Annotated in this window: 14 protein-coding genes and 1 pseudogene; 3 read left to right on the top strand and 12 right to left on the bottom strand. The window is 43.2% G+C overall.

The genetic code is table 11. The features are described 5' to 3' along the window. Positions 1-216 precede the first annotated feature (216 nt). Positions 217-2,031, top strand: a complete 1,815-nt coding sequence (locus tag AAHJ11_RS11395; RefSeq protein WP_148364116.1) for a glycoside hydrolase family 2 protein — start codon at positions 217-219, stop codon at positions 2,029-2,031. A gap of 103 nt (positions 2,032-2,134) precedes the next feature. Here AAHJ11_RS11395 and AAHJ11_RS11390 read toward each other — a convergent pair whose 3' ends face one another. The 5 genes from AAHJ11_RS11390 to AAHJ11_RS11370 all read right to left on the bottom strand — a co-directional run bounded on the left by AAHJ11_RS11390 (position 2,135) and on the right by AAHJ11_RS11370 (position 10,010). Then, on the bottom strand, positions 2,135-3,655 hold the full coding sequence (locus tag AAHJ11_RS11390) for an arylsulfatase (RefSeq protein WP_320974443.1): 1,521 nt from the start codon (positions 3,653-3,655) through the stop codon (positions 2,135-2,137). A 530-nt stretch (positions 3,656-4,185) separates the two neighbouring features. Then, the gene (locus AAHJ11_RS11385) at positions 4,186-5,565 is read right to left on the bottom strand and encodes a sulfatase (protein WP_217723549.1); all 1,380 of its coding nucleotides are present in this window, start codon (positions 5,563-5,565) and stop codon (positions 4,186-4,188) included. A 34-nt stretch (positions 5,566-5,599) separates the two neighbouring features. After that, a complete protein-coding gene (locus AAHJ11_RS11380; RefSeq protein WP_195648884.1) occupies positions 5,600-6,976 on the bottom strand; it encodes an arylsulfatase B in 1,377 nt (458 codons plus the stop codon). A gap of 54 nt (positions 6,977-7,030) precedes the next feature. Further along, complete coding sequence (locus AAHJ11_RS11375; protein WP_148364120.1) at positions 7,031-8,401, bottom strand: sulfatase; 1,371 nt, start codon at positions 8,399-8,401, stop codon at positions 7,031-7,033. 16 nt (positions 8,402-8,417) lie between these two features. Beyond that, complete coding sequence (locus tag AAHJ11_RS11370) at positions 8,418-10,010, bottom strand: arylsulfatase (protein ID WP_167511710.1); 1,593 nt, start codon at positions 10,008-10,010, stop codon at positions 8,418-8,420. A 298-nt stretch (positions 10,011-10,308) separates the two neighbouring features. Here AAHJ11_RS11370 and AAHJ11_RS11365 point away from each other — a divergent pair, with 298 nt between their 5' ends. Together AAHJ11_RS11365 and AAHJ11_RS11360 are read left to right on the top strand one after the other, a co-directional pair. Further along, the gene (locus tag AAHJ11_RS11365) at positions 10,309-12,096 is read left to right on the top strand and encodes a glycoside hydrolase family 2 protein (protein WP_148364121.1); all 1,788 of its coding nucleotides are present in this window, start codon (positions 10,309-10,311) and stop codon (positions 12,094-12,096) included. 9 nt (positions 12,097-12,105) lie between these two features. Further along, on the top strand, positions 12,106-14,670 hold the full coding sequence (locus AAHJ11_RS11360; RefSeq protein WP_148364122.1) for a hypothetical protein: 2,565 nt from the start codon (positions 12,106-12,108) through the stop codon (positions 14,668-14,670). 144 nt (positions 14,671-14,814) lie between these two features. On the opposite strand, the gene AAHJ11_RS11355 is transcribed toward AAHJ11_RS11360, so the two are convergent. From AAHJ11_RS11355 to AAHJ11_RS11325, 7 genes and pseudogenes are all read right to left on the bottom strand, one after another. Continuing rightward, on the bottom strand, positions 14,815-16,500 hold the full coding sequence (locus tag AAHJ11_RS11355; protein ID WP_148364123.1) for an arylsulfatase: 1,686 nt from the start codon (positions 16,498-16,500) through the stop codon (positions 14,815-14,817). Between the two features lie 37 nt (positions 16,501-16,537). Continuing rightward, positions 16,538-17,890: a sulfatase gene (locus AAHJ11_RS11350; protein WP_148364124.1), complete on the bottom strand. Its 1,353-nt coding sequence runs from the start codon at positions 17,888-17,890 to the stop codon at positions 16,538-16,540. 219 nt (positions 17,891-18,109) lie between these two features. Beyond that, on the bottom strand, positions 18,110-19,129 hold the full coding sequence (locus tag AAHJ11_RS11345) for a DUF4973 domain-containing protein (protein ID WP_148364125.1): 1,020 nt from the start codon (positions 19,127-19,129) through the stop codon (positions 18,110-18,112). Positions 19,130-19,149: 20 nt separating this feature from the next. Beyond that, positions 19,150-21,198 carry a RagB/SusD family nutrient uptake outer membrane protein gene (locus AAHJ11_RS11340; RefSeq protein WP_148364126.1) on the bottom strand — a complete coding sequence of 683 codons (2,049 nt, stop codon included), beginning with the start codon at positions 21,196-21,198 and terminating at the stop codon, positions 19,150-19,152. A gap of 15 nt (positions 21,199-21,213) precedes the next feature. After that, complete coding sequence (locus AAHJ11_RS11335; RefSeq protein WP_148364127.1) at positions 21,214-24,303, bottom strand: SusC/RagA family TonB-linked outer membrane protein; 3,090 nt, start codon at positions 24,301-24,303, stop codon at positions 21,214-21,216. Positions 24,304-24,315: 12 nt separating this feature from the next. Continuing rightward, the gene (locus AAHJ11_RS11330; protein ID WP_148364128.1) at positions 24,316-25,821 is read right to left on the bottom strand and encodes an IPT/TIG domain-containing protein; all 1,506 of its coding nucleotides are present in this window, start codon (positions 25,819-25,821) and stop codon (positions 24,316-24,318) included. Positions 25,822-25,838: 17 nt separating this feature from the next. Further along, positions 25,839-26,450, bottom strand: a pseudogene (locus AAHJ11_RS11325) (glutaminase domain-containing protein); the annotation flags it as partial. Positions 26,451-26,480 lie beyond the last annotated feature (30 nt).

Below are 26,480 nucleotides of genomic sequence, written 5' to 3'. Positions count from 1 at the left end.
AAAAAAACGATTGTTCAACAAAGAAAAAAACTGACCACTACTTCCGGTATTTATCATCAAAAGTAACTTTATAGGAGACTTTATATAGAAAAAGAAGAGATTTTGCTGTTTTTTGAACGGCAAGTTTCCTTTATTCTCTTTAAATTCCACTTTCTTTGCAATGTTCCTTCTTATGGAATTTATATCTAATAACTAATTATAATGTATACCATGAACATGAAAAAGAATTTTCTAACAATGCTACTTGCATTGGCTCTATGCAGTTCGACTTTTGCTCAATGGAAACCTGCCGGTGACAAAATCAAGACATCGTGGGGAGAACAGCTCGATCCTAAAAATGTATTGCCGGAATATCCGCGTCCTATCATGGAACGTAGTGACTGGAAAAACCTGAACGGGCTTTGGAAATATGCAATCACAAAGAAGGGAGCTCCTGCGCCTGCTGCTTACCAGGGTGACATTCTGGTTCCTTTTGCTGTAGAATCGTCTTTATCAGGCGTAGGCAAAATGATAAACGAGAAAGAGGAACTGTGGTACCAACGCACTTTCGACGTTCCTTCCAACTGGCGTGGCAAACAAGTCCTGTTGCACTTCGGAGCAGTAGACTGGAAAGCAGAAGTTTGGGTGAATGACGTAAAGGTAGGTGAACACACAGGCGGATTTACTCCTTTCTATTTCGATATCACTTCCGTACTTAATAAAGGCAATAATGATCTGGTAGTAAAAGTATGGGACCCTTCAGATCGTGGCGAACAACCCAGAGGAAAACAAATAGCAAATCCTCATGGCATTTGGTACACTCCGGTTACAGGTATCTGGCAAACAGTGTGGTTGGAACCGGTGGCAGCACAATACATCGCTAATCTGAAAACTACTCCTAATATTGATAATAACTCTGTTAAGGTAGAAGTTGCTGCCAACACAACTTCTGCTGACAAAGTGGAAGTAAAAGTATTCGACGGCAAGAACCTTGTAGCCAAAGGTGCAGCGTTGAACGGAGTACCCGTTGAACTGGCAATGCCTGCTAATGCTAAACTGTGGTCTCCGGACTCTCCCTTCCTTTACAATATGGAAGTGACTCTGTATAAAGACGGAAAAGCAATCGACCAGGTAAAGAGCTATACTGCTATGCGTAAATATTCTATCCGCAAGGGTCCGAATGGTATCACTCGCCTGCAGTTGAACAACAAAGATTATTTCCAATTCGGTCCGCTCGACCAGGGATGGTGGCCTGATGGTTTATATACTGCACCGACAGACGAAGCTTTGGTTTACGACTTGAAGAAAACAAAAGACTTCGGCTACAACATGGTACGTAAGCACGTTAAGGTAGAACCTGCACGCTGGTACACTCATTGCGACCAGTTGGGATTGATCGTATGGCAAGATATGCCGAACGGTGGTCCCAGCCCACAGTGGCAAGCACGTAACTATTTCAACGGTACAGAAGTGATTCGCTCTGCTGCTTCCGAAGCTAACTACCGCAAAGAGTGGAAAGAAATCATCGACTGTCTGTACTCTTATCCGAGTATCGCTGTATGGGTACCTTTCAATGAAGCATGGGGCCAATTCAAAACTCCGGAAATCGTAGCGTGGACCAAAGAATACGATCCTAGCCGACTGGTGAATCCTGCCAGTGGTGGTAATCACTACACTTGTGGCGATATTCTCGACCTTCACCACTATCCGGGACCAAACATGTTCCTTTACGATCCGAGACGTGCTACCGTATTGGGTGAGTACGGAGGTATCGGCCTTGTAGTAGAAGGAAACACTTGGGTGAATGACAAGAAAAACTGGGGTTATGTGAAGTTCAATACATCGGACGAAGTAACCAACGAATACATCAAATATGGCAGACATCTGTTGGAATTGATCCAGAAAGGATTCTCTGCTGCCGTATATACTCAGACAACAGACGTAGAAGGTGAAATCAACGGTCTGCTCACTTACGACCGTAAAGTAATCAAAATGGATGAAGCTAAAATCAGGGAAATCAACCAGAAAATCTGTAACTCTCTGAATAAATAATAATTAGAATAATACTCTTTTCCTTGTTGAATTTAAAAACAGCACCTCTGAAGGTCTATATTCAGGGGGCTGTTTTTTATGTTTTCATTTTTTCCCGATGGGCTTACTCTTCTTCCTGCATGAAGATCTTTACCTGATTCCAGCTATTCTCCGTATCATTCGATACTTTCTCACCGGGTGTAGAGCGTCCTTCTTCCAGATATTTCTTCATAGTCCGTTTCATCTCTTTCACCTCATTCTCATAACGTTTATCACCGATGATATTTTCTTTTTCCGAAGGGTCTTTCACGATATCAAACAATTGCATCGGAGGGAACTTAGCTACATCAACCGGTTTAACGGGATATGTCCACCCACCGGAGCCTCCGTAAAATACCAGTTTCAGTTGGGAAGTACGTAAAGACAGATACCCCTCTCCTGCCTCATGCACCAAGTCTTTGCGGGTGGAAGTGCCTTTCTTACTCAATATCGGCCACATACTGTAACTGTCGACGGCTTCTTCCGTCTCCAAATTGTGGTTAAGCATTTCGGCAAAGGTAGCATAAAAGTCAATCAACGAAACCAGAGAGTTATTTGTCTCTTTCCCGTATTTACCTTTCCAGGAGACAATAAGCGGTATTCTGTGACCGCCTTCATAAATATCACTCTTATAGCCTTTGTAGATATAACTGGGGAAATGCCCCTGTCTTTCCATATCTTTGACGCCTATATAGGCAGCACAGCCATTGTCCGAAGCAAATACGATGATGGTGTTATCCAGTTGTTTATTCTTCTTCAATGTTTCTACAATTTGGCGCACCATGTCGTCTATCATGACTACAAAATCACCATAGGGACCGATGCTGGTTTTACCCTGAAATTCTTTCGAAGGCAATATAGGTGTGTGGGGAGCAGTAATAGGCAAATATAAGAAGAATGGTTTCTTACTGCCTTTCTGCTCATTGATATAGTTCAGGCTGTGACGAATGATGCTGGGAAAACATTCTTCCGGTTTGAAGTCAGCTCCTGCCATTCCTCCGTGCATCAGTAAAGCCAGGTTCTTTTTCTGGGGTTCTATCACATGATCGGGGATAGAGGTTGCCTTATTGTTTTCCACGTAAACATAGGGAGAAATATCCAGTGATGCAGGGATGCCGAAGTAATAGTCAAATCCTCTGTCGGTAGGTCCGTTCTTGATCGGGAGCGAGAAATCGATATCTTTCATGCTTCTACCGTTGTCCGTATATCCCCAGTCCCAGCCTAAATGCCATTTGCCGATACAAGCGGTATTGTATCCGTTGGCTGAAAACATTTGTGCGATGGTGCGACGTTCAGGGTCGATCATAGCAGGTGAATCACCATTAAGACCGCCTCGTTTCAGTTTGGTACGCCACGGATATCTTCCGGTCAGGAGAGAATATCTGGAAGGAGTGGATAAAGCAGAGGAAGCATGGGCATCCGTAAAGGCAATTCCGTGCCCGGCCAGTTTGTCGATGTTAGGAGTATGGATTTTAGATTCGGGATTGAAGGCGGAGATGTCTCCGTAGCCTAAATCGTCAGCCAATATAAACACGATATTGGGTGTTTGCGCCCTTACAGCAGTTACTGCAAAAAGTGCAGAAGAGATTGTGATTAGTTTATTCATATATATAATGTATTAAAACCGTAGTTAATAGGTGATATCGCCTATGCCTTCATGTTTTCCAAGCGGCATGCCCGTATTATCCTACTGCCATCTCTTTCGTTCCACTCCAGTGAACGACCCCTTTCACTCCAGTGAACAGGTCTGTGCACTCTAGTAAACAGTTTGTGCCACTCTAGTGGAACGATGCAGATGCTTTATCAATAACAAGGCAAGAACGAATGGAAAACAGGAGGACATCAGGTTGTTTGAACGGAAAATGCTCTTCATCTGTTTTCAATGTAGGCGTTTACAGTACCCATCATCCGTGCAATTTCGATGAGAAGTGTATGAGAAATGATTGAAAAACGTATGAGAGAAAGCCCTTTTTCCGTTAAAATATCTATAAAAAGTATGAGAGATGCCTGTTTAAAAAACATCTCTCATACTATATACATTTAATTACAAGCTAATTATCGAGATTTTATGAGAAATGAGAAATAAAAAAATAAAATCTCTTTCAGAGAGCAAATAACGATAGCATTGTTGGAATGCTATGCATTGGCTGCTTTCTTCTGCTTGTTCTTAGGGGTGCGTGGCTGGTCCTTATCAGCTCCGGTATCATTTTGCTGCTTCATCCATTTCTGCAGTTCCATCGTCAGTTCAGCTTTCTTCTTACTATATTTCTTCATATCCGCCAGATTATTCATCTCGAACGGATCTTTCTTGATATCATATAGCTCGAATTCAGGACGATTCTTGTAACGGTTCAATATTTTATGTGCCTGATCCGACTCCTGTGCTTTCCAGGAGAGATACCATTCTGCCTTTTCAATATGTTTTTCCACGTATGTTTCTTCCGGAGTCAGATTCCAGATCAAGCGATAGTGTCCGTCTGAAATGGAGCGAATCGGATAGGCCGGACCCTCGGGAACATTGTTGTGAACATGATAAGCATATTTATGGTGTGTCTTCGTTTTCCCCTGAAACACACCCAGCAAGCTCTTTCCGTCTATCACGTCAGGAATTTCTCCGCCTGCAACATCGATGAACGTAGGAAGAAGATCCTCATATTGAACAATGGCAGAAGTTTCCACACCCGGTTTAATGACACCCGGCCAGGAAGCAACCATCGCCGACTTGACCCCTGCACTCCAATTCGTCCATTTAGCTCCGGCAAATTGCGTACCTTGTTCGGAGATGAAAATGACAAGCGTGTTCTGCAGCAGATTCTTATCTTTCAGAATCTGCATAGCGTCACCCACCTGCTGATCGAGCAAACCGACTTCAGCCAAATATCTGGCATAGTATTCACGCGTTACTTCCGTATCAATAAATTGTGGCGGCAATTGAAGTTTCTTCCGGTCGAAGACGGAAGCGTCACCACCCGTCCAGGGAGCATGCGAGTTGATAGAAGCCAATACCAGACAGAAAGGTTGGGAAGCATCACGCTCCATAAACTTTTCGATGCCTTTGGTATGATAGTCAGTGTTTGTACTTGTACATCCTTCAGGAAATCCCGGTACTTTCTCGAAGGGGAAGTTAGCCAAAGGCCTGATATGCCATTTCCCGGCTAATCCTACCCGATAGCCAAGTTTCCCTAGATAAGTGGGAAGAGACTTTACATCAGCATTGACCGCACTATGGTTTGCATAACCACCATGATGCATCGGATACATACCTGTATACACACAATGCCGGGTAGGCGTACTCATCGAAACGGAGTTATACGCATTGTTGAATTTGATCCCCTGCTCCGCCAGTGCGTCTATATGAGGTGTCTTGTTGTTTACAGCCCCGAAACAGCCTATATCATAATAGGAGCAGTCGTCGGCTATGATTAATAGAATATTAGGTTTCGAAGGAGTTTGGGCAAACCCATTCCCTATCGCCAATCCGCCTAAAAGGCACATGCTAATCATTGATTTTTCCATCTTGTATTATTTTCAATTCATAGGGTTAACAGATTCAACGTACTACTTTCCATTCTTTAGGAGCCTTGAATCCGTCACGGCCTTTACCGTATGGAACCTCCGGTATACAAGGAGTGATGGTGTCATATTTCAAGGCAACCTGATACAGGGCCTTCACAATCTTCTCGTTTCCTGCACTGGCATTTTTCTTTTCATAAGGATCTGTTTTATAATCAACCAGAAAATCCTGTTTCAAATCAAGTCCCGGTTTCATGCCTTTTCTGATCAGTTTATAGTCTTTATTGACTACGGCTCCGTGTCCCAGATAGAAATCGCGGTCGATGCAGCTCTTCTTACCATTCAATACAGGGAGTATGCTGATACCATCATATTCACGTTTCGGACGACTGTTATCTCCTACCAGTTCTTTCAATGTGGGAACAAGGTCAACAAAACCTGTCACCTGCGAACTCAAGTTCTTATACTGTTTCTCTGCTTTCTTCCAATAGAGAACAGCCGGAGCGTGCACGCCTCCATCCCACTCGTCGAATTTATGCCCACGCAATGGTCCTGATGAGGATCCCGGAACGCCGGCAGTACCGTTATCGCTAAAGAAGATAAAGAAAGTGTTGTCCATTATTCCTTTCTTCTTCAAGGCATCTACGATAGCTCCGATTCCTCTGTCCATACAGGAAACCATTGCACTATAAGTCACCTTTTTCTGTTCCTTCGGTGTCAGACTGTCGAAGTTATCACAATAAAGTTTAATATCTTTTTCCTGTGCTTGCAGCGGAGTGTGAGGCGCATTATAAGCTACATACAACATAAACGGACCTTCTTTCTCATAAGCATCGATGCAACGGATAGCTTCTTTAGTTATCAGTTCGGTAGAATATCCCTTGTCATGACAAGTTTCCCAATCGTTGTGCCAATCCAATTCGCCCTCACGCGTAAGGTCGAAATAATCTATTGCACCGTTCAGGTGACCGTAGAAATGAGAAAAGCCCCTATTCATCGGATAATGCACTTTCTTCGTATGTCCCAAATGCCACTTACCGATAATGGCTCTGTTCTTATATCCGTTGCGTGCCAACATATCGGCCATCGTTTCTTCATTCTCGTCCAGACCGTCTTCACGCCAAGGCGGAATAACAGCCGAACGAACACCAAAGCGGTTCGGGTAACGTCCCGTCATCAGTCCCGCACGGGTAGGCGTACTGATAGGAGAGGTATAGAAACGTTCGAGCTCCACTCCTTCTCCAACCAGAGCATCCAGACAGGGAGTCTTGATTTCACTTCCATGAAATCCGACATCTCCCCAACCTAAATCGTCGGCCAATACAATCACAATATTAGGACGCTCTGTCTGTGCATGAAGAAATGCCGGAAGCAGAGTACATCCACAAAGCAAACCAAAAAATTCTTTTTTCATGATATACGATTTATTAATAACATTCTGTGTTTCATTCGTTTGATATGTGACGGCTTATTTTTTCTTTCCCGGCATGTGTTCGAAGGCACGCATCTCGGTAGCTTGTCCTTCGTCTCCACAATCCTTCATCCATCGTTTCAATTCTTTATCCAGCCGGCTGATGGTAGAGGCTTGTCCCGCATCTTCCGCCAAGTTTTTCATACAATACGGATCATTCTTCACATCGTACAGTTCGATAGCAGGGCGATGCTGGTATCTGGTCGTCATAGCTTTCGCATGACTATCCGTTTCCGCCAGACTTTTCCACTCCTTGAATAAAGGAGAACTCGTCATAACATTCTGAAAAGTAGCTTCCGGAGTGAGATTGACAATATATCTGTACCGGCCGTCGTATACCGAACGGATTCCGTAATACGGCGATCCGGCATTGATACCTCTCGTGGTCTGAAGGGAGAAAGAATATTTTTTATGTTCCTTCTTTTTGCCTGTCAACACCGGTTTGAAGCTTTCTCCATCCATTTTCGCCTGCGGCTTTCCTCCTGCTATGTCGACAAAGGTAGGAACAATATCGACGTATTCCACCAATGCATCACTCACGCTTGCCGGCTTAATCACTCCCGGCCAGCGGACGATACACGCAGAATGTACTCCCGCATCATAACAAGTCCATTTGGCAAAAGGCAGACTGTTGCCTTGTTCGCTCAAATATACGACAACAGATTTATCTGTCATCTTTTCCTGATCCAGAATAGAAAGGACGTTGCCAAACTCCTGATCCATAAAATTGATTTCTGCCAGATAACGAGTAAACTGCTTGCGTGTTTGGGGAATATCCACATACATAGGGGGTAAGGTTAGTTTATCTGCATTAAACTGCGAAGCGTCTCCTTTATTCCAGGGAGTATGCGGTTGATTGGAAGCAACAAACAGACAAAAAGGGTCTCCTTTTGCTTTGCAATCGGAAACAAATTTCTGAATCGCTTCAAAATTCAAATCTCCTCCTTTCAAAGAAGGTACATAAAGGTCGAAAGGAAATACTGATTCCGGAGCGATATGCGATTTCCCGATCAATGCTACTTTATAGCCCAATGGTTGCAGATGATGCACGACACTCAATGTTCCTTCATCGGCACAAGTATGATTGGGATAAGCCCCGCTACGTACAGGCCATAAACCTGTATATAAATTATGGCGGGTAGGTGATGACATCGGGACAGCCTGATAGGCTTGTGTGAAACGTACTCCTTGGGTAGCGAAACGGTCGATATTCGGAGTTTTCGAATCAACACTTCCATAACAGCCCAGATCATAATGGGAACAGTCGTCGGCTATAAACAACACAAAGTTCGGTTTTTCCGTTTGCTGTGCATATGCCAGGCTGGTAGAACCCAATGCAACGGATGCGCTCAATAGCAATTTATTCATTTTGTGTTCCTCCTAATTATTTCTTCGGATGTTTAGGCAATACAAAGTTAGCATTCGCCCATTTCTCCCATTCGGTAACCAGTTTCGTCAATACTTCAGGGTGCTGTTCTGCCAGATTGTTACGTTCGGTGCGGTCTTTAACCACGTCATACAGTTCCCATTCTTTTCCTTTTTCGTCGCGGATCGCTTTCCAGTTGCCCCAGCGGATCGCTCTGTTGTTTTGATGTTCCCAGTACATATATTCGTGCAAAGAGTCTGTTTTCTTTTGAATAGCAGGGAAAAGACTGCTTCCTACCAATGGATATATTTTGTTTCCACCGTGATAAGTTTCCGGGTAAGCGGCTCCTGTCGCTTCCAGAATAGTCGGCATAATGTCCGGCAGATAACCGGGAACACGACACCATTCACCTTTTTTATTCTTCAGATTGTTTTTCCACGACACGATGAGAGGGGTAGAAATACCTCCTTCATAAGAACGGCATTTGTATTTGCGGAACGGAGTATTGGAAACCTGTGCCCATGCCCTTCCATAAGAAGGGAATACGCTACAAGCCGGGTCGTTGATCTCTGACACTTTTCCGCCTCCTAATTCTGCATAAGGTTCGGCACAAGCACCATTGTCGGACAGGAACATGACAAGCGTATTGTCCAGTTTATGATTCTTCTTCAGGTAATCCAGCAATTTTCCTACATTATAATCTACACAATGCACCTGTGCTGCATAAACAGCCATCCGATAGGCTACTTTATCTTTCTCCTGCTCCGTCAATTCATCCCATTTCCGGTTTTCCCATTCGGCGAATTCTGTGCTCGAGTCAATAATTCCCATTTTAGTCATCCGTTTCCGTCTTGCTTCACGAATTTCATCCCATCCTTTTTCACGATAGATCTTTGTGAATTTCTGAATGTCTTCCTCTTTCGCCTGCAACGGCCAGTGAGGAGCATTAAAAGCCAGATAAAGGAAGAAAGGTTTATCGTCTTTCTGTTCATCAACAAAGCGGATGGCATAATCAGTAAATGCATCCGTTGTATAATAAGGCGCTTCCGGAGTCGGAAGTTTGGTGTTATCTAGCGTCAACCCGCGTCCTCCTGATGGTCGAAGATAGCTGCAAGCTCCTGCCAGGATACCATAGAAACGTTCAAATCCCCGTTGTAAAGGCCATTTTTCTTCTCCATGCATTCCCAGATGCCATTTACCAGCCATATAAGTATGGTAGCCTCCTTCTTTCAAGACCTCGGCTATTGTGACACAGTTCCGGTTCAGGAATCCTTTATATCCCGGCACTCCCCAGTCGTTCGGACTCTTTTGATTCTCTTGCTTAAACGGATCTTCGGACATTTGCCCGATGCCCGCCTGATGCTGATATAGTCCTGTCATTAAACTGGCCCGGGCGGGGCAAGAACGTGAAGTGTTGTAAAATTGGGTGAAGCGTACTCCTTTGGATGCCAACGCATCAATATTAGGGGTCAGTATTTCTCCACCGTAGCAGCCGATATCGGAATAACCCATATCATCTACCATAATCAGTACGACGTTCGGCTTTTCCTGTGCCGAACAAAACGATGCCATCAGTAAGGGGGCAGTCATTAAGAAATTCTTCTTTACCATAGTATTATCAATTATCTGGAAAACAAAAGTAGAGAAGTTTATGCAAAAGAAAGGAAAAATGCTAATCAATAAAGAACAAAATCAGGTATATGTGATACCTAGAAAGAAAATTCCCCATTTAAAATACAATAGTAACCTTCCATTTTCGATGTTTAATTCAATGTAACCTTTTAGAATGAACAGCTTTTTTCTTTTATTGAACAAAATGTTTCCTCCTTTGTATTTCAGATACACTATCTTTGTATAAAACTAATACACTAAAAATTGCGCACCAAACGCAAAATAAAAAAATAGTAGAATGAAAAAGACACATCTGATTTTGGTCGGTTTATTGTTATCCTTTACATTAAATGCGACCAATGATATTCCTCGTCCGGAATATCCGAGACCCCAGTTTGAAAGATCCGAATGGATTAATCTCAACGGTGAATGGACATATGAGTTCGATTTCTCCAATTCGGGGAAAAGCCGGCGGTTGACAGCAGCCAAGCAACTCAGTAATACAATTACCGTCCCTTTCTGTCCTGAAAGCAAGCTGTCAGGAGTGAATTATACAGATTTTATCAATCAGATGTGGTACCAGCGTTCCATATCCATGCCTTCCGACTGGGAGGGAAAGAAAATCATACTGCACTTTGGAGCAGTTGACTATTACACAGAAGTCTTCATCGACGGACATTATGTAGGCAGTCATTATGGAGGAAGTTCTTCTTTTTCAATGGATGTAACTACTGCCGTAAAAGCGGGACAAAAACACAATCTGGTTGTTTATGTTACAGATGATGCCCGTTCCGGACTTCAAACTATCGGTAAACAATCCACCCGAATATCTCCCTATGGATGTTTCTACTCCCGTACCACAGGGATTTGGCAAACAGTATGGATGGAAGCAGTTTCTCACTATGGCCTGAAATCAGCCGTAACCATCCCGGATATTGATGAAGGGCAGCTAATCATCACACCAGAATTTTATCAGGCATCCAATGACAGGACACTTCAAATCACCTTGTACGACAACCAGAAAAAGGTGATTCAAAAAACAATAAAATGTAATAATGGGATTCCTGTCATTCTTCCCGTCAAGAATATGAAACTCTGGAGTCCCGAAGATCCGCAACTTTATGATATTGTCTACAGCGTCAAAAATTCGACCGGAGAAACCGTAGATGAGGTAAAATCTTACGTAGGTATGCGTAAAGTGCATACATCAGACGGAATGATCTATTTAAACAATGAGCCTTACTTTCAACGCCTCGTCCTAAATCAGGGATATTATCCGGATGGAATCTGGACAGCTCCAAGCGACGAAGCTCTGAAAAATGATATTCTACTAAGCAAAGCAGCCGGATTCAACGGAGCACGCCTTCATCAAAAGGTATTTGAAGAAAGATTCCACTACTGGGCTGACAAATTGGGATTTATAACCTGGGGAGAATCTCCCAACTGGGGTATGAATATCAAGAATGAAGTAGCATCACGCAACTTCCTCAGCGAATGGACAGAAGTTATCACACGAGATCGCAATCATCCGTCAATCATAACCTGGGTTCCCTTCAATCAGCCGCTTGAAGATGCATTATCCCTCCTGTCGGGTACAATGATGCGTCTGTGCATCGGCACCTATCAACTGACCAAAGCCATAGACCCTTCACGTCCTGTGAACGGTATTGCAGGGGACGTACACTTCATGAGTGACATCTGGAGTATCAGGAACTACGAATCTGACGCCATACGTTTTGCACAACACTTGAAGCCTAACAACAGAATGGCGTTCTACAACAATCAGCCTTTTTTCATCGGAGAATTCGGAGGTATACTTTGGACAGAATCGACCAAACGGGATAACTCGTGGGGATATGGAGGAATGCTTACCAACGAAGAGGGATTCTACGAACGACTGGAAGGGCTAATCCAGACGATAGCTTCTTCACCCGATGTTACAGGATTTTGCTACACGCAATTGACCGACATTGATTTAGAGAAAAATGGAATTTATTATTATGACCGACGTCCCAAGCTGGATATGCAACGTATTAAAGCTATCTTCGAAAAGATTCCAAGTAGGCCGAGAGAAATAAAAAAATAGTAAACTACCATGAAAAACAAACTATTCGTACTGATATTCATTGTATATAATCTCCTGACCGCGTATGTGTCAGGAGAAGTACCTCCCGCCAAGGTTATATTCCAACAATATATGAACCAGGCACAAACATTCGCCAACAACTTTCCACGGGAGAAAGCGTATTTACATTTTGATAATACGAGTTATTACGTCGGTGACACAATTTGGTTCAAAGCTTATGTCACCCTTGCCGAAAAGCAGACTTTCAGTCTGATCAGTCGCCCTCTGTATGTGGAGTTAGTAGACCAGACAGGGCATATAGCAGATAAACAAATTATCAAGCTGACACAGGGAGAAGGAAATGGGCAATTTATTCTTCCTCATTCAATGCTATCCGGTTATTATGAGGTACGCGCCTATACGCGCTGGATGCTTGCTTTCGATGAGCCACAGTATTTTTCGCGCACTTTTCCTATTTATCAGCTTTCCAATAGTGATAAATTGGAACGTAGTATCACGACTTACGAACTAAGTTCGTCGATGAAGAACCGTCCGTCTGAAACGGAGGAGAAGTTTAATTTGCGTTTTTTCCCTGAAGGAGGACAATTAGTGGAGGGGGTAACTTCGCAAGTCGCTTTCAAGGCGGAGAGTAAGAATGGAGGGGACATTGAATTATCGGGAACGATCTATACCAAAGAAGGAACAGAGATCACCTCTTTCGAAACTTTGCACGATGGAATAGGACATTTTGAATATACTCCTTCCGCTCAACCCGCGATCGCTAAAGTCAGTTTTCAAGGAAAGAAATATGAATTCACACTTCCACAGGCATTGCCCAACGGGTATGTTTTAAGCACTGTCAGTAATGCCGGTGCCCTTTTGGTGAGAGTATCCTGCAATGCCGCCACTCCTCAAGACACATTGGCTGTATTTATCAGTCATCAAGGGCGTCCATCTATTCATCAGCTGATTAGTTGCCGGGCAGATGCTCCGCAGGAGTTTATTTTGCCCACCCGTAAACTACCGGCAGGTGTACTGCAGGTCAGCCTCATCAACCGGGCAGGTAATACATTGTGCGAACGTTTCGTCTTTGCCAATCCGCGTGCTCCCCTGCAAATATCGACGGAAGGATTGAAAGAAGTGTACGCTCCCTACGCTCCCATTCGTTGCGAATTGCAAGTAAAGAATGCTAAGGGAGAACCAGTATCCGGAGAATTGTCAGTCAGCATCCGGGATGGTGTCCGGTCGGATTACCTGGAGTATGACAACAATATTTTCACCGATCTGCTGTTAACCTCCGATTTAAAAGGATATATCCACCAACCCGGTTATTACTTCGCATCCCCGTCTCCGCGAAAGCAAACCGAACTGGATGTTTTATTGATGGTGCACGGATGGCGTAAATATGACATGAACCAGACCATCTCTACCGCTCCTTTCACTCCGCTTCAATTGCCGGAAGCACAATTGGCACTGAACGGGCAGGTGAAATCAACCATTCTCAAAAATAAGCTGAAAGATATTGCGCTTAGCGTGATAGTGAAGAAGGACGATCAATTCATAACCGGAGGAACCGTGACCGATGAAAACGGTCGTTTCACCATTCCGGTGGAAGATTTTGAAGGAACGACGGAGGCAGTGATCCAAACCCGGAAAGTCGGTAAAGAACGTAATAAGGATGCTTCTATCCTGATCGACCGTAATTTCTCCCCCGCTCCGCGGGCCTACGGCTACAAAGAGCTTCATCCGGAATGGAAAGACCTGGCCTACTGGCAACAGAAAGCCGAGAGTTTTGATTCTCTATACATGGATTCTATCCGGAAGGTAGAAGGACTTTATGTATTGGATGAGGTGGAAATAAAAAGCAAACGCCGGCAAGGAAGTAACATGGCTACCAAGATCAGCGAGAAGAGTATTGATGCTTATTACGATGTACGCCGTTCGGTGGATGTATTACGCGATAATGGAAAGATTGTCACTACCATTCCCGAATTAATGGAAAAGTTGAGCCCGCAATTTTATTGGGATCGTACCAATGACAAGCATACGTATCGCCAGAAACCGATCTGCTATATTATGGATAATCACATTTTGTCTGAAACAGAAACTCAAATGATGCTGACCGAGGTGGACGGATTAGCTTCTATCATCATTAGCAAAGGTACCGGAGGTATTGATGACGACATCATCCAAAATACAAAGATGTCCGAGGTGACCGATAGTACAGGAGTCGATATAAGCAAACTGGATAAATATAGTGTTTTCTACCTGATTCCCCTGCCCAGACGCGATGTATTGAATAAAAGCCAAAGTGCGGTACTAGGTACCCGGCAAACTGTTATCCAAGGATATACCCGTCCATTGGAATATTATTCTCCCGCCTACCCGACCAAGGAGCTGTATATGGACAAAGTAGATAAAAGACGGACGTTATACTGGAATCCATCCGTACAAGCTGATGAAAATGGGAAAGCGGTGATTGAATGTTATAATAATCAATATTCCACTCCGTTGATTATTCAAGCGGAAACACTGGGTAAAGATGGACAAATAGGAAGCATGAGGTATTCTACTATTAGCAAAACAGAACAATAATCTCTATTACGGATTAGTCAAGTTAGTATGTGAATATATTAATGGGGATGAAGTTATTCCTGACCCGGAATCCTTCATCCCCATTATTTGTTCAGTCCTCTATTAATCTGTTTTATATAAAACCCATTTTCTATGAAATAATTCTTATTTCTTTTTCTGTCCCGGATAAGGTTCTACCATACAACGTTTCGCCCATGCTTCATAAGCCTTTGCCATCTCTGCCACCTTTTCCGGATATTTAGCAGCCAGATCGTGTTGCTCACTACGATCTTCATTCAAGTTGTACAATTCCCATTGAGAGTTATTTTTCGGACGAACTAATTTCCAGCCATCATTAGACAGGAAAGCACGTTCGTTGAAGTGTTCGAAACCTAAATAATCATGTCCTTTACGATGTCCGGTCTTAAAGATCGGAAGCAAACTCTTTCCTTCCATAGGAAGAATATCATGTCCTTTGTACGTTGTAGGATATTCTGCATCCGCCAGATCAATACAAGTAGCCATAATGTCCATCACATGGCCGATTTCAGACGTCATGCCACCTACGTTCTTTTTGATACCTTTCGGCCAGTGGGCAATCATCGGAGTACAGATACCTCCTTCATAAGATTTAGCTTTCCAGAAGCGGAACGGAGTATTAGCCACATTAGACCAGCGGGCTCCTAATGAAGCGTATGTAGTTTGTGGTCCGGGCAATACTTGTTTATTACGTGGGTAAATGATTTTCTTTCCATCACGGGTCATATCCGGACGGTCGTTCTCCCCACCAGTCATATTCTGGCAATCTTCATTACTGCACCCATTATCAGACAGGAAAAGAATCAATGTATTATCAAGCTGCCCAGTCTTTTTTAAAGCCTCAATAACCTGCCCGATACCTTGGTCTACACGGTCGATCATGGCAGCATGAACAGCCATGGCACGGGCATCCCATTCCGCGTGCGGATTGTCTTCCCATTTGTCATGAAACTGACGTTCGGACAAGAAATTATCCATTCCCGGGAAAATGCCCAATTGCTTCTGACGTTCGTAGCGGGCATTACGGATAGCTTCCCAACCTACTTTATAGGTATCCTTGTATTTCTCAATATCTTCCGGCAATGCATGCAGCGGCCAGTGTGGTGCTGTATAAGCCAGATACATGAAGAATGGTTTGTCATCTTTTGCGTATTCTTCTACTTCCTGTACAGCACGGTCTGAAAGAGCTTGTGTGATGTAATACCCGTCGGGTACTTCTTTTATGGGTACCTCACCTTCTACCAGACTAAACGGATCAAAATAATCCACTACCCCATAAATAACTCCATAATGAGAATCAAACCCACGATTTACAGGATAATGACACAAATCAGAGAATGTGTCATGGAAAACACGGTGTGCCAGCCATTCGCGTTGATCTTTGCGCAGAGGAGTTTCTGCAACATGCCATTTTCCAACCATACTGGTGGTATATCCTGCTTCCTTCAATACTTCGGCAATGGTAACGGCATTACGTGAGAGTGTCCCACGATAGCCCGGTAAGTGAGCATCAAAGGTCATTCGTCCGATTCCGGCCTGATGCTGGTAAAGTCCCGTCAATAGGGAAGCACGCGTCGGACAACTACGGCTTGCATTATAAAAATGATTAAATCGTACTCCTTCTTGTGCCAGTTTGTCCAAATTAGGAGTATGAATCTCACTACCATAGCATCCCAAATCGGAGTACCCGAGATCGTCTGCAAGAATTACCAGAATATTAGGGCGTTTATCCGACTTTTTCCCTTTCGCTTCCGCTACAGAATTACCGGCAACCATCAAAGCAGTCGGCAATAGTAATAATTTAGAATTCATAAGTTTAATGTTGGTTTATAATTTGTTTTTCACTGTATTACTCTTTTCCTTTATCTTTATTCTCTTCAAACCATTTACATACTTTTTTACTTAACTTGGCTACAACTTCCGGATGCGACTGTGCTACATCATTTTTCTCGAACTTATCTTTTTCAATATCATACAATTGCGCATCACTTCCATCACTATTTATCAGCAACTTCCAGTTACCGCTGCGTATAGCCAGATGAGGACTTCTGTCATTCGGGTTTCCCGGTTTCTTAAAGAACTGATTTCTTCCGAAATCCCACATCAAATCTGTTTTACGTTTAGCTTTTGACTTACCCAAAAGAATTTTATCATAATTTTGTCCGTCTCCTTGATAGCCTTTTTCTGTTGCAATCCCGGCTATTGCACACAAAGACGGATATAAATCGACTGCACACAACACGCTTTCGCTATTCACTTGCCCGGCCTTTATCTTCTTGGGATATTTTATCAGGAACGGCATACGAATACCACCTTCATAAAGGCTGTTCTTAGTTCCTCTTAAATAAGCAGCACGAGCGGATTGAAAGCTGGGAGCCGGTCCGTTGTCACTAGTGAAAATCACGATTGTATTTTCTGATAATCCCAGCTCTTCCAGTGCTTTGATAAAACGTCCGATCTGTTTATCCATTTCAGCAAGAACAGGAATGAAGGCTTCTTCCGTATTCCAGCTTTTGTTTTCTTTTTGCTTAAATTCCGGTACCCAAGGGGTATGCATATCATCCGGCCACAGATTCAGGAAGAAGGGTTGGTCTTTATGACGTTTGACAAAGTCAATACTCTTATTTACAAAGTATTCGGTACGTCTCCAACGTTTTACACTGTCTTTAGCTGACCAGATCCAGTTGGTAGCAGTGATTGCCGGATCAGGGTCAGGGCTTTCATACGTTGATATATATTCGTCGAAACCATAATTCCTAATAGAAGGGGCATTGCGCACGTCGCGTCCGCCTCCCATGTGCCATTTCCCGATATGTCCGGTAGCATAACCTGCACTCTGAAAAGCACGTGCCATAGAAGGAGCCTTATCGCTTAGAAAGTTGCGTTGCTCACATTTTTTATTAGCAGCTTTCCCATTTAAAAAGGTGTTGATTCCTTGTGTTATAGGAAATGTCCCTGTTGTCAGTCCGCAACGGGAAGGTGAGCTGACCGGTGCCGAGGAATAATATTGATTGAATAATAATCCGTCCTGCGCTATCTTGTCAATATTCGGAGTGGGGACAAACTTACCTCCATAACAACCGATATCTCCGATTCCCATATCATCTATATAGATAATGACAACATTGGGTTTTGTCTCTGCCTGCATATTGACCACGGGTAGCAAAGCTCCGAGCCAAGGCAAATGTTTCTTGATGTTCATAACTATTTTGATTTAATTAACTGTACTTCTTGTCGTTTTTTGTATGACTGACCTACAGAACAAAAGTAGAGAAGTTTTCTTTTAAAAAAGGAAAAATACAAATCAATAAAGGAAAAAAACAGGTAAACAGAGGTGAAAGCTGTCGGTCATAATCTATTTATAAGCAAATAGGGAAGATATAATTTCCTATATCTTCCCTATTTCTATTTATTAATAGGATTACCATTCAACCTGCTGATCTTCATCCGGAATCTGGGTATTGATATTCCGCTGAAGCGTCATGCTTCCTTCCACCCTATATTTGATGGGAATGACTTCTATACCACTTCCACCATAGGTGAAATCCTGAAAATCGTATTCAAACATGATTTGAACATAACGACGTTCCAAATAAGGGCGTGTAGCATCCATAATCGATGTTTTGCTATAGATAGGTGTTCCTATCAATTTGAACTGCATTTCGTTATTGGGATCATCTGGTTCCATATCCAATGTTTCATCGTCCCTAAAACGCACATTGATTTTGTATTTCTTACGGATATCCTTATCCATGTCTTCATTAATCAGACCGGCATAAAAGAATACGGAATTGTTGTCTATCACATACGCGGTGCGCTTATCGGTCGTTCTGGCATTGGTATCGGGCTTACCATTGATATAAGTATACACTTTCATGGACGAAGCCGCATACGAACCTGAATAATCATTAAAGGGAACCACATTCAACAAAGCTTTCGCATAGTTCTTGCGCGGATGACTTTGATAATTGTAAGACTCATCATCTACAATGGTTAGTGGTAAAACCCACTTTTCCAACATATCAATGCCTTGCAAATTGAAATCGATATTCAACTGTTCTACACACGAACCGGCAGGAATATGCACCGTTTCGGGGAATTCATATTTGTCCTCCTCCAGTTCCGTATACCACAGTTCCGGGCGATAAAGACTGAAACGCTCGATATTCAACGTGTGCAGTGTATCCTTATCCACCGCTATATGAATATCTCTGTCCTGTCCGTTCACTGTAGAGCCGCTGACAACTACAGGCAATTGATAAGTCACTTTCCCATCCTCCTTATATCTGACGTAGATAGTAGTAACACCATCGCCTCCGGAAGCGATAGGCGCTTTGAAAGAGACGTATTGTTCATACTGCTCATCTTCCCACTCATTATTACAAGCGGTTCCCAAGACGATGACAGCCAATAAACTTAAATAAATATATATATTCTTCATATCATATTCTTATTAGGAGATTAATCATTGTATGTCCATCCCGGATTCTGTGTCAACCGTTTATTGCGTTTCAACTCATCGTGGCTGATCGGCCAGAAATAGAGCTTGCGTGAGAAGGCAGTGGGCAAATCCGCAATTTCAATCGGAGTGTAGAATTGTTCTCTCTGCTCCTCTGTATCCGACATATAAAAGTTACATCCGTAATTTTTCTTGGATTCTTCCACTTCTGCATCTTTCCATCTGCGCAAATCGAAATAACGCTGTCCTTCTGCCATGAACTCAATCTGACGTTCATGTTTCAGTTTCGTACGGAACACATCCCGATCCTGATATTCTGTCATGGTATAATCGGGAACACCTGCGCGACGACGCACATCTCTGATGCCCTTTTTCATTTCATCAATATCACGTTTGACAGTATAACTAGTAGAACCATCCCACGATGGAATGTTGTATGAAGATCCGTCTTCCAATTCATTCAAAGCTTCGGCATAGATTAACAGAATTTCGGCAAAACGAATAGCTGGCTCCGCTTTCGCTTTGATTTCTTTCCGATTCGTATCATCCGGATGTACATACTTCATGATACCGATGCCGGACCGCAAATAAACACCTGTACCGGAGAAACCGTCAGAATTGATGCCGTAATAATAGTTGACCTGCTTCTCAACGTCATTCTTATAGTCTGTTGTCTCTGCATTTTTCAGTAAAGACCACACGCAACCATTGAAAGAAACGGAAGCATAGAAACGAGGTTCACGCCATGCATATTCTTTCCACACTCCTTTCTTTAAATGAGGATATGTCCCTGCTTGTCCTTCCTTTTCAGTCACAAAACGGTTTCCAACCCGACAAGTGTCCAAAAAGGTTTGGCGGTCAAACTCTGAACCGTCATACATATAGTAAGCGTCACACATCTTTAATGTCATACCGTAAGCATTACTTCCGTTCCCTAAAGTTCTCGGCATTTGAAGCTTCACCATTTCAACCAGGCTGTTACCTCCCTGGTTACGTCCGCGACTGAAAATCAACTCCGGATTTTGATACATCGCTAATGCACCATTAAAAACTGCCCGATAAGATTCATAAGGGTCTATATCACTATAACCACCTTCGTCCCATGTCTTCGTTGAGAAGTCATCGTCCTGGTAAGGGGCAATGGTAGCCGGATATCCGGGTTCGGCAATGTTAGTCGCCTTTTTATGATAGAGTTCATAGCGATGTCCGCTATTTTCTCCGGGAAGTTCCATCACATCTCTGGCCGCAGCAGCTGCTTTGGCCCACTTATATTCATTGTATTCCTGTGACATCAAACAATTTCCGTCGTAATCTACCATATCCGAGAACTTGTCCGCATCTCCCGGGCGGGGATTATTGATGGGACTAGCCGAATACAATAATGCTCTGGCACGAGCAGCCAATGCCGCTCCGCGCGTAGGACGTGCCACCTGGTTAATGGCACGGGTCAAGGGCAGATCTTTGGCAGCCAGAAGCATCTCCGATTCAATGTATTCCACACACTTATCATACGAACTGCGTTGAATGGCTAGATCATCATAAGTGGCAGTATAATCCAATCCCTCATCGGGCAGCAAGGGTACAGGACCGTATTTGCGTAACAACAACCAGTAATAGTAAGCACGGACAAAGCGCGCCTGCGCTTTCAGATCCGCTCTCTCCTCTTCCGTAAACTTCGTGTTCATGTCAATATTCTGAATGAAGATAGAGGCTTGGCGGATACCTTTATAACTATCATCCCATGAGTGCCGGTAACTCTCATCGTAAGTACCGGTCTTAAAAGTCTTATACCCTGCGAGACTATTGCCTCCGAAATAAATGTCATCGGCAAAATTAGTGATTGTATTCAGCATCATAGATACTTCCAGATTGTATCCTCCCAAATAGGAATAGGCATTTGCCAACCATTCTTCCGTGTTTTCCTTGTCAGTAAACACATCCTCCAAAGACCGACGGTCTTTGAAATATTTATCTGAGTCGAGTTTATCCGAACAAGCAACGGCAATCACGCTCAGCATAATACCAATATACAGTTTATATATCTTTCTCATTTTTCATGCATTAAATTAGATATTCACAGTCAACCCCAAAGTAAATGTTTTGGCAAGCGGATACTTCTCTCCGTTAGTACTTCCCATTTCCGGATCCCATTCTTTAAATTTGGCAAACGTCAGGAGGTTGGTACCAATGAAAAATACACGTATCTTATTAAACCGCATCTTGTTTACGATCGATTTCGGTAAGGTATAGCCCACTTCCAATGTTTTCAAGCGCAAATAAGAACCGTCTCTTAGCCAGAAGGTAGAGGCCCTATAGTTATTGTCGTTTCCTCCATAACTAAGACGCGGATATGAAGCGTTCGGATTCTCATTGGCAGAGATACCCAATGTGGCAGCTGTCTCCGCATCGACATAGCGGTCTTTCACCAGATTTGTCAGGACATTTCCCCACTGGCTACCACTAAAGGCATATACGGTAGGCCCGTTAATGAAGAACGAAGATTTGCCTGCCCCCTGGAAATGTGCATTGAAATCGAACCCTTTCCACTGCGCAGAGATACCAAACCCATAAATTAAATTGGGCTTCGTTGTGGCACCGATAGCCACCTCATCACTCGCATTGATAATTCCGTCTCCGTTAACATCCTTATATTTGATGTCACCCGGTTGAACCTTTCCCCAGTTGGTTTGCTGCGGACTATTGCGTATATCATCGTAGTCCTTAAACAACCCCAAAGCGATCAATCCCTTCGCCTGATTCACCCGATAACCGGCCTCTTTTTGATAAGGGTAAACCGCATTCATTTCATCTTTCTCCAGAATCTCATTTTTACTGTAAGTGAAATTACCGCGGACAGTCAGATTGACTTTTCCCAACTTCTGCTTATAAGCAAAGTTCCCGTCAAAACCTTTCGACAGCACACTTCCCACATTCGCTTTCGGGTTACTATTCACCCCCACAATGCCCGGCAGATATTTACGTTCCATATAGATACCGTCACGCCGTTCGTGGAAATAATCTACAGTAGCCGTAAACTTGTCGTTGAATAAGGAGAGATCCACACCTGCATCGTGCTTGGTTGCAATTTCCCAAGTAACATTATTGGATGCCAGTTGTGTATACCACATTCCTGTATAAACATTGTCCGAAGAATTGTAATCACTCCAAGTCCAGCCACTTCCATTATCATTAATCGTGTATAAATAGGGGAAACGTTCATTCATCTTGTCGTTACCCACTTTACCATAAGAATAACGCAACTTGAACATATTCATCCATTTCAGATGTTTCTTGACAAACTTCTCTTCCGCTATATTCCAAGCCAAAGAAAAAGCCGGGAAAAAGCCGAAACGGTGTCCATCCGCAAAATTTTCCGAACCATTATAACCAAAATTAAAATCGGCAAAGTAACGATAGTTCCAGTTATAGCTGGCACGACCTGCCAATCCCATGTGACGTTGGGCAACCCCATTTTTCACATCCGTTCCTATACCAACCGTGGTCCGATAAGCATCCTGACTATATTTCAATGTTCCACCCACATGATGCGCTTTGAACGCACGACTATATTGTAAGAATGCTTCCAAGAATTCGCGCCGCTCACCAGTAGAAGAACTGGTTTGTGCCATCGGTTTTTCTGCGTTCTGTTGCTTGTAAACCACATTCCCCTCATCATCACGGTCTCTTTGAGCGCGCCAAGTTTCCGGCATTCTTATCCGATCGATTTCACTCTGATTGTTTGTATCGAATCCGAAACGTCCCTCAAAGCGCAAACCTTTGGTGATAAAATCCAACTTTTGCTCCAAAGAGATATTGGTCTGAATCTTATTATTCCAGATTTCCTTATAACCACTCTGTGTAGCAAGTACCCAAGGATTATTACGATTATCGTCCGTTCCGTGTGAAGGAATGTAACCGTTAGAGTACATGACGGGAATACTGATCGGGCTCTGTCCCATTAAAGAAGTCCATACGTTAGAACCCTGTCCCGGTGCATTCCGTTTCTTCAATGAACCGGACACCCCTACTTTGACAAGAGTACTCTTCGTAATGTCAATATCTGTATTCAAACGATAGTTCCAACGCTGGCTACTAGGATTGGTGTTGTAATCCTTGCGCATGGCCTCGTCTGTTTTATACATACCTTCTTCATTGACGTAGCTAAGAGACACGAAGTAACGTGCCGTACTGCCGCCACCACTCATATTCAAATTGGCACGATAAGTCATCGCTCCATCTTTCAACAGCACGTCCATCCAGTCTACATTCGGATACAAATCCTGATCAAGTCCCAACCGCAGAATCTCCATTTCATCATCTTGATACATTCTCTCCTGATTACGAGTAATTCGCGCTTCATTCATCAACATGGCATAAGTATAACCATCCGCAAATTCCGGCGTAATGGTACGCGCATTATAAGAGGTCTCCACCTTAGCATTAATCTTAATCTTGCCCTCCTTACCATGTTTGGTTGTAATCAGCACTACTCCATTTGCACCACGAGGACCATAAATCGCTGTAGTAGAAGCATCTTTCAATACAGTAAAAGATTCAATATCTTCAATATTGATTTCATCCAGATCACGTTCAAAGCCATCAACCAACACCAATGCAGCGCTATTGGCACCAAAAGTAGATATACCACGAATCCAGAATTCAGAGGTGTTCACACCCGGCTGTCCGGAAGTCTGCATGGCAAGCACACCCGGCACGTTTCCCGCCAACGCATTGGAGAGGTTGGCTGAAGGATTAGATTTTAAAACCTCGACATCTACGTTCGTCACGGCACCGGTCACGGTCAACTTTTTCTGTGCACCGGTTCCCGTGATAACCACTTCATCAATTTCCCTGGCATCCGATTCTTTCATCGATACATTGACCAAATTCTGACGTTTCACCAATACCTCTTGCGTATCGAAACCGATATACGAGAATACCAAACGGGAAAATTCCTCAATCTTAATTTTGTAACGTCCGTTGATATCTGTTATCGCTCCCAAGCCCGGCTTATCCTTCACTGTCACATTGACGCCGACCAACGGCTCTTTATTTGTATCTGTCACGACTCCTGTCACCTCAAATGTCTTCTCCTGAGCAAAAAGGGAAACAGAGACCAGTAACAGGCAAATCGTAATAAATTCTTTTACTCTCATGTGTTCTTCTTTTTATTGATTTTCTTGATTCTCACTGTCACTAGGTTCTGCTCCGACTAAATCGTCCGGAGCCTGCTCTTTGGCAATCTTCCGAATCTTATAATTTCCCGAATCGCCAACATAGAAAGTCTTCGTCGCCTCATCGTAGGCCAAAGCTATCGGTTTATTAAAACGAGCTCTCTCGCGTATCTCTCCGTTTTGCTTACCCCATTTATAACTAGTTGAAGAGGCAGAACCACGTCCGGCAAACGTCGAAACTATTCCATCCGGAGTCAACACTCGGATACAATGATTTTCTGTATCCGTAAAATAAAAGTCATACCAATCACTTTTATTAGCAGCCTTATATTCCTCATTGAGTACGAAAACACCTTGACCAGGTTTATTGATACGCGCATTGATACCTACAAGATCTTTATAATCAGCCCCACCGGATTGTCCGCATACGATGTACGGAGTCACCAGTTTTTTGGTTTCTTCATCATAATTGGAACGAAGGATATAATGTGACTCATGCATGATGATATAAATGTATTTCCCCGTTGGATGAGGGACCATACTGAAGTCAACCGTCTGATTAGGCACACTAAATGCCAGAAGGTCAGGCAATCCGGCTCCGTTAGGAACATTCGGATTGTTATTATAGCCGTTCTCTATAAAATTATATCTGTATACATTGCCCGTTGCACGATGATTGAAATAAAGCTCTCCCGTTTGTGGAAGAATCATAGATCCATTACAAGCATTGCCATGCGTCAAAGGCACCCAACTGGACTCTTTGAAATCCTGCCCATCGGCACTGCTGCCACGCTCTAAAATAATATTATTTCTATTCGTAGCACCATTATTTTGTGGGGTAGCCAATACCATATCTCCATCATTCGTCCATGTAATGGTCGTTGTACGATCAATATTATCCAATTTTTTGGAATAGATCATTTTCTTTTCCAAATCCAACACTCTTAAAGGTCTACTTTGATTATTTTGAGACAAATAAAGAATGTTAGGATGTTGGGGATCGAAAGAGAACCAGAAAGGATACTCTATTTTTCCACAATTATCGAACGGCCCAGTCTCTACGACATCTCCATTACCCAATTCGTCCACATCACCACATAAGTCCGTTACTACCATTTGCGGTTCATACTGGTATTTTTCAGGCAATATCACCGTTTGCTCACCAACTTTCACTTCGACAGTCCCTTCAAAACAGCTTTCCGGTGTAGAACAGTAAATACTGGTACCTTTGGCACTGACAACAATCGCATCTTTTCCACCTACCTTTACAGAAATGATAGAACGGTCTGTTCCAAAATTACTTCCATAGATAATCATTTTCTTTTTTCCACCTCCCGATTTAGGCGTAAAATCTGTCACCTCTACCGGCTGATTCGGATCGTAAGGCGCTGATGTCTCATCTTTACTATCTTTACAGCTACCAAGACAGACTGCAAAGATGAATCCCAACATCATGCACTGTAGCCCTATGCTCCCATGTTTCATAGTTTTACATTTCATAATACACTAGATTTAAATTATTGATTATTCTGAACTTTGTCCATTAATACCTTCATCCAGTATCCTCCGATTACTGAACGTGCTCTGAAGCCGACCCATCTGCCGCTGTCTGTATGATGCCAGTCACTGATAGGCACACGAGATACCGTTTCGTTGATATATTTATAGAGAGGATTAGCAAATTTCTGAAAAGTCTCTTTATCCGGAGACATAGCTGCTGTCCACATAATCCAGTCGGATTTTGTGTATTCTTTGCGGGAATCTAGAGGAAGTCCATAAGGATTCTGTTTTGTCAAGTAATAGCTGATTTCTTTTCCGATTACATTATTAGGGAACAGATTCAGATTCCACAACTTATCCCAAACCATATTGTATTTTTGGCTCCAAGTGTTCTTACGGTCAAAAGCCAAACGGTAGTGGTCGCCTTCATTTGCCATTCCTTCCCACTTCACCGCCATTTTCTTGGCTGTCGCTGCATATTTATCTGCCACATCATTCAAACCGAGCATACGAGCCATCTCGCTATATCCGGCTACGCCCATAATCGCTTTCACTGAAAGGTTGGCATTGTGCGCCCAATGTCCGGCAAAGTCATCCGTGCAAAGTTGGTTTTCCGGGTCCTGTCCATACTAAGTTGATAGTAGATAACTAATTGTTAC

Origin of the sequence: Bacteroides sp. 90-K9/2 (assembly GCF_047310725.1) — a bacterium.
Lineage (GTDB): Bacteria > Bacteroidota > Bacteroidia > Bacteroidales > Bacteroidaceae > Bacteroides > Bacteroides vicugnae.
The sequence above is the reverse complement of the archived record's forward strand: the minus strand, read 5'-3'. Positions and strand labels throughout refer to the sequence as shown.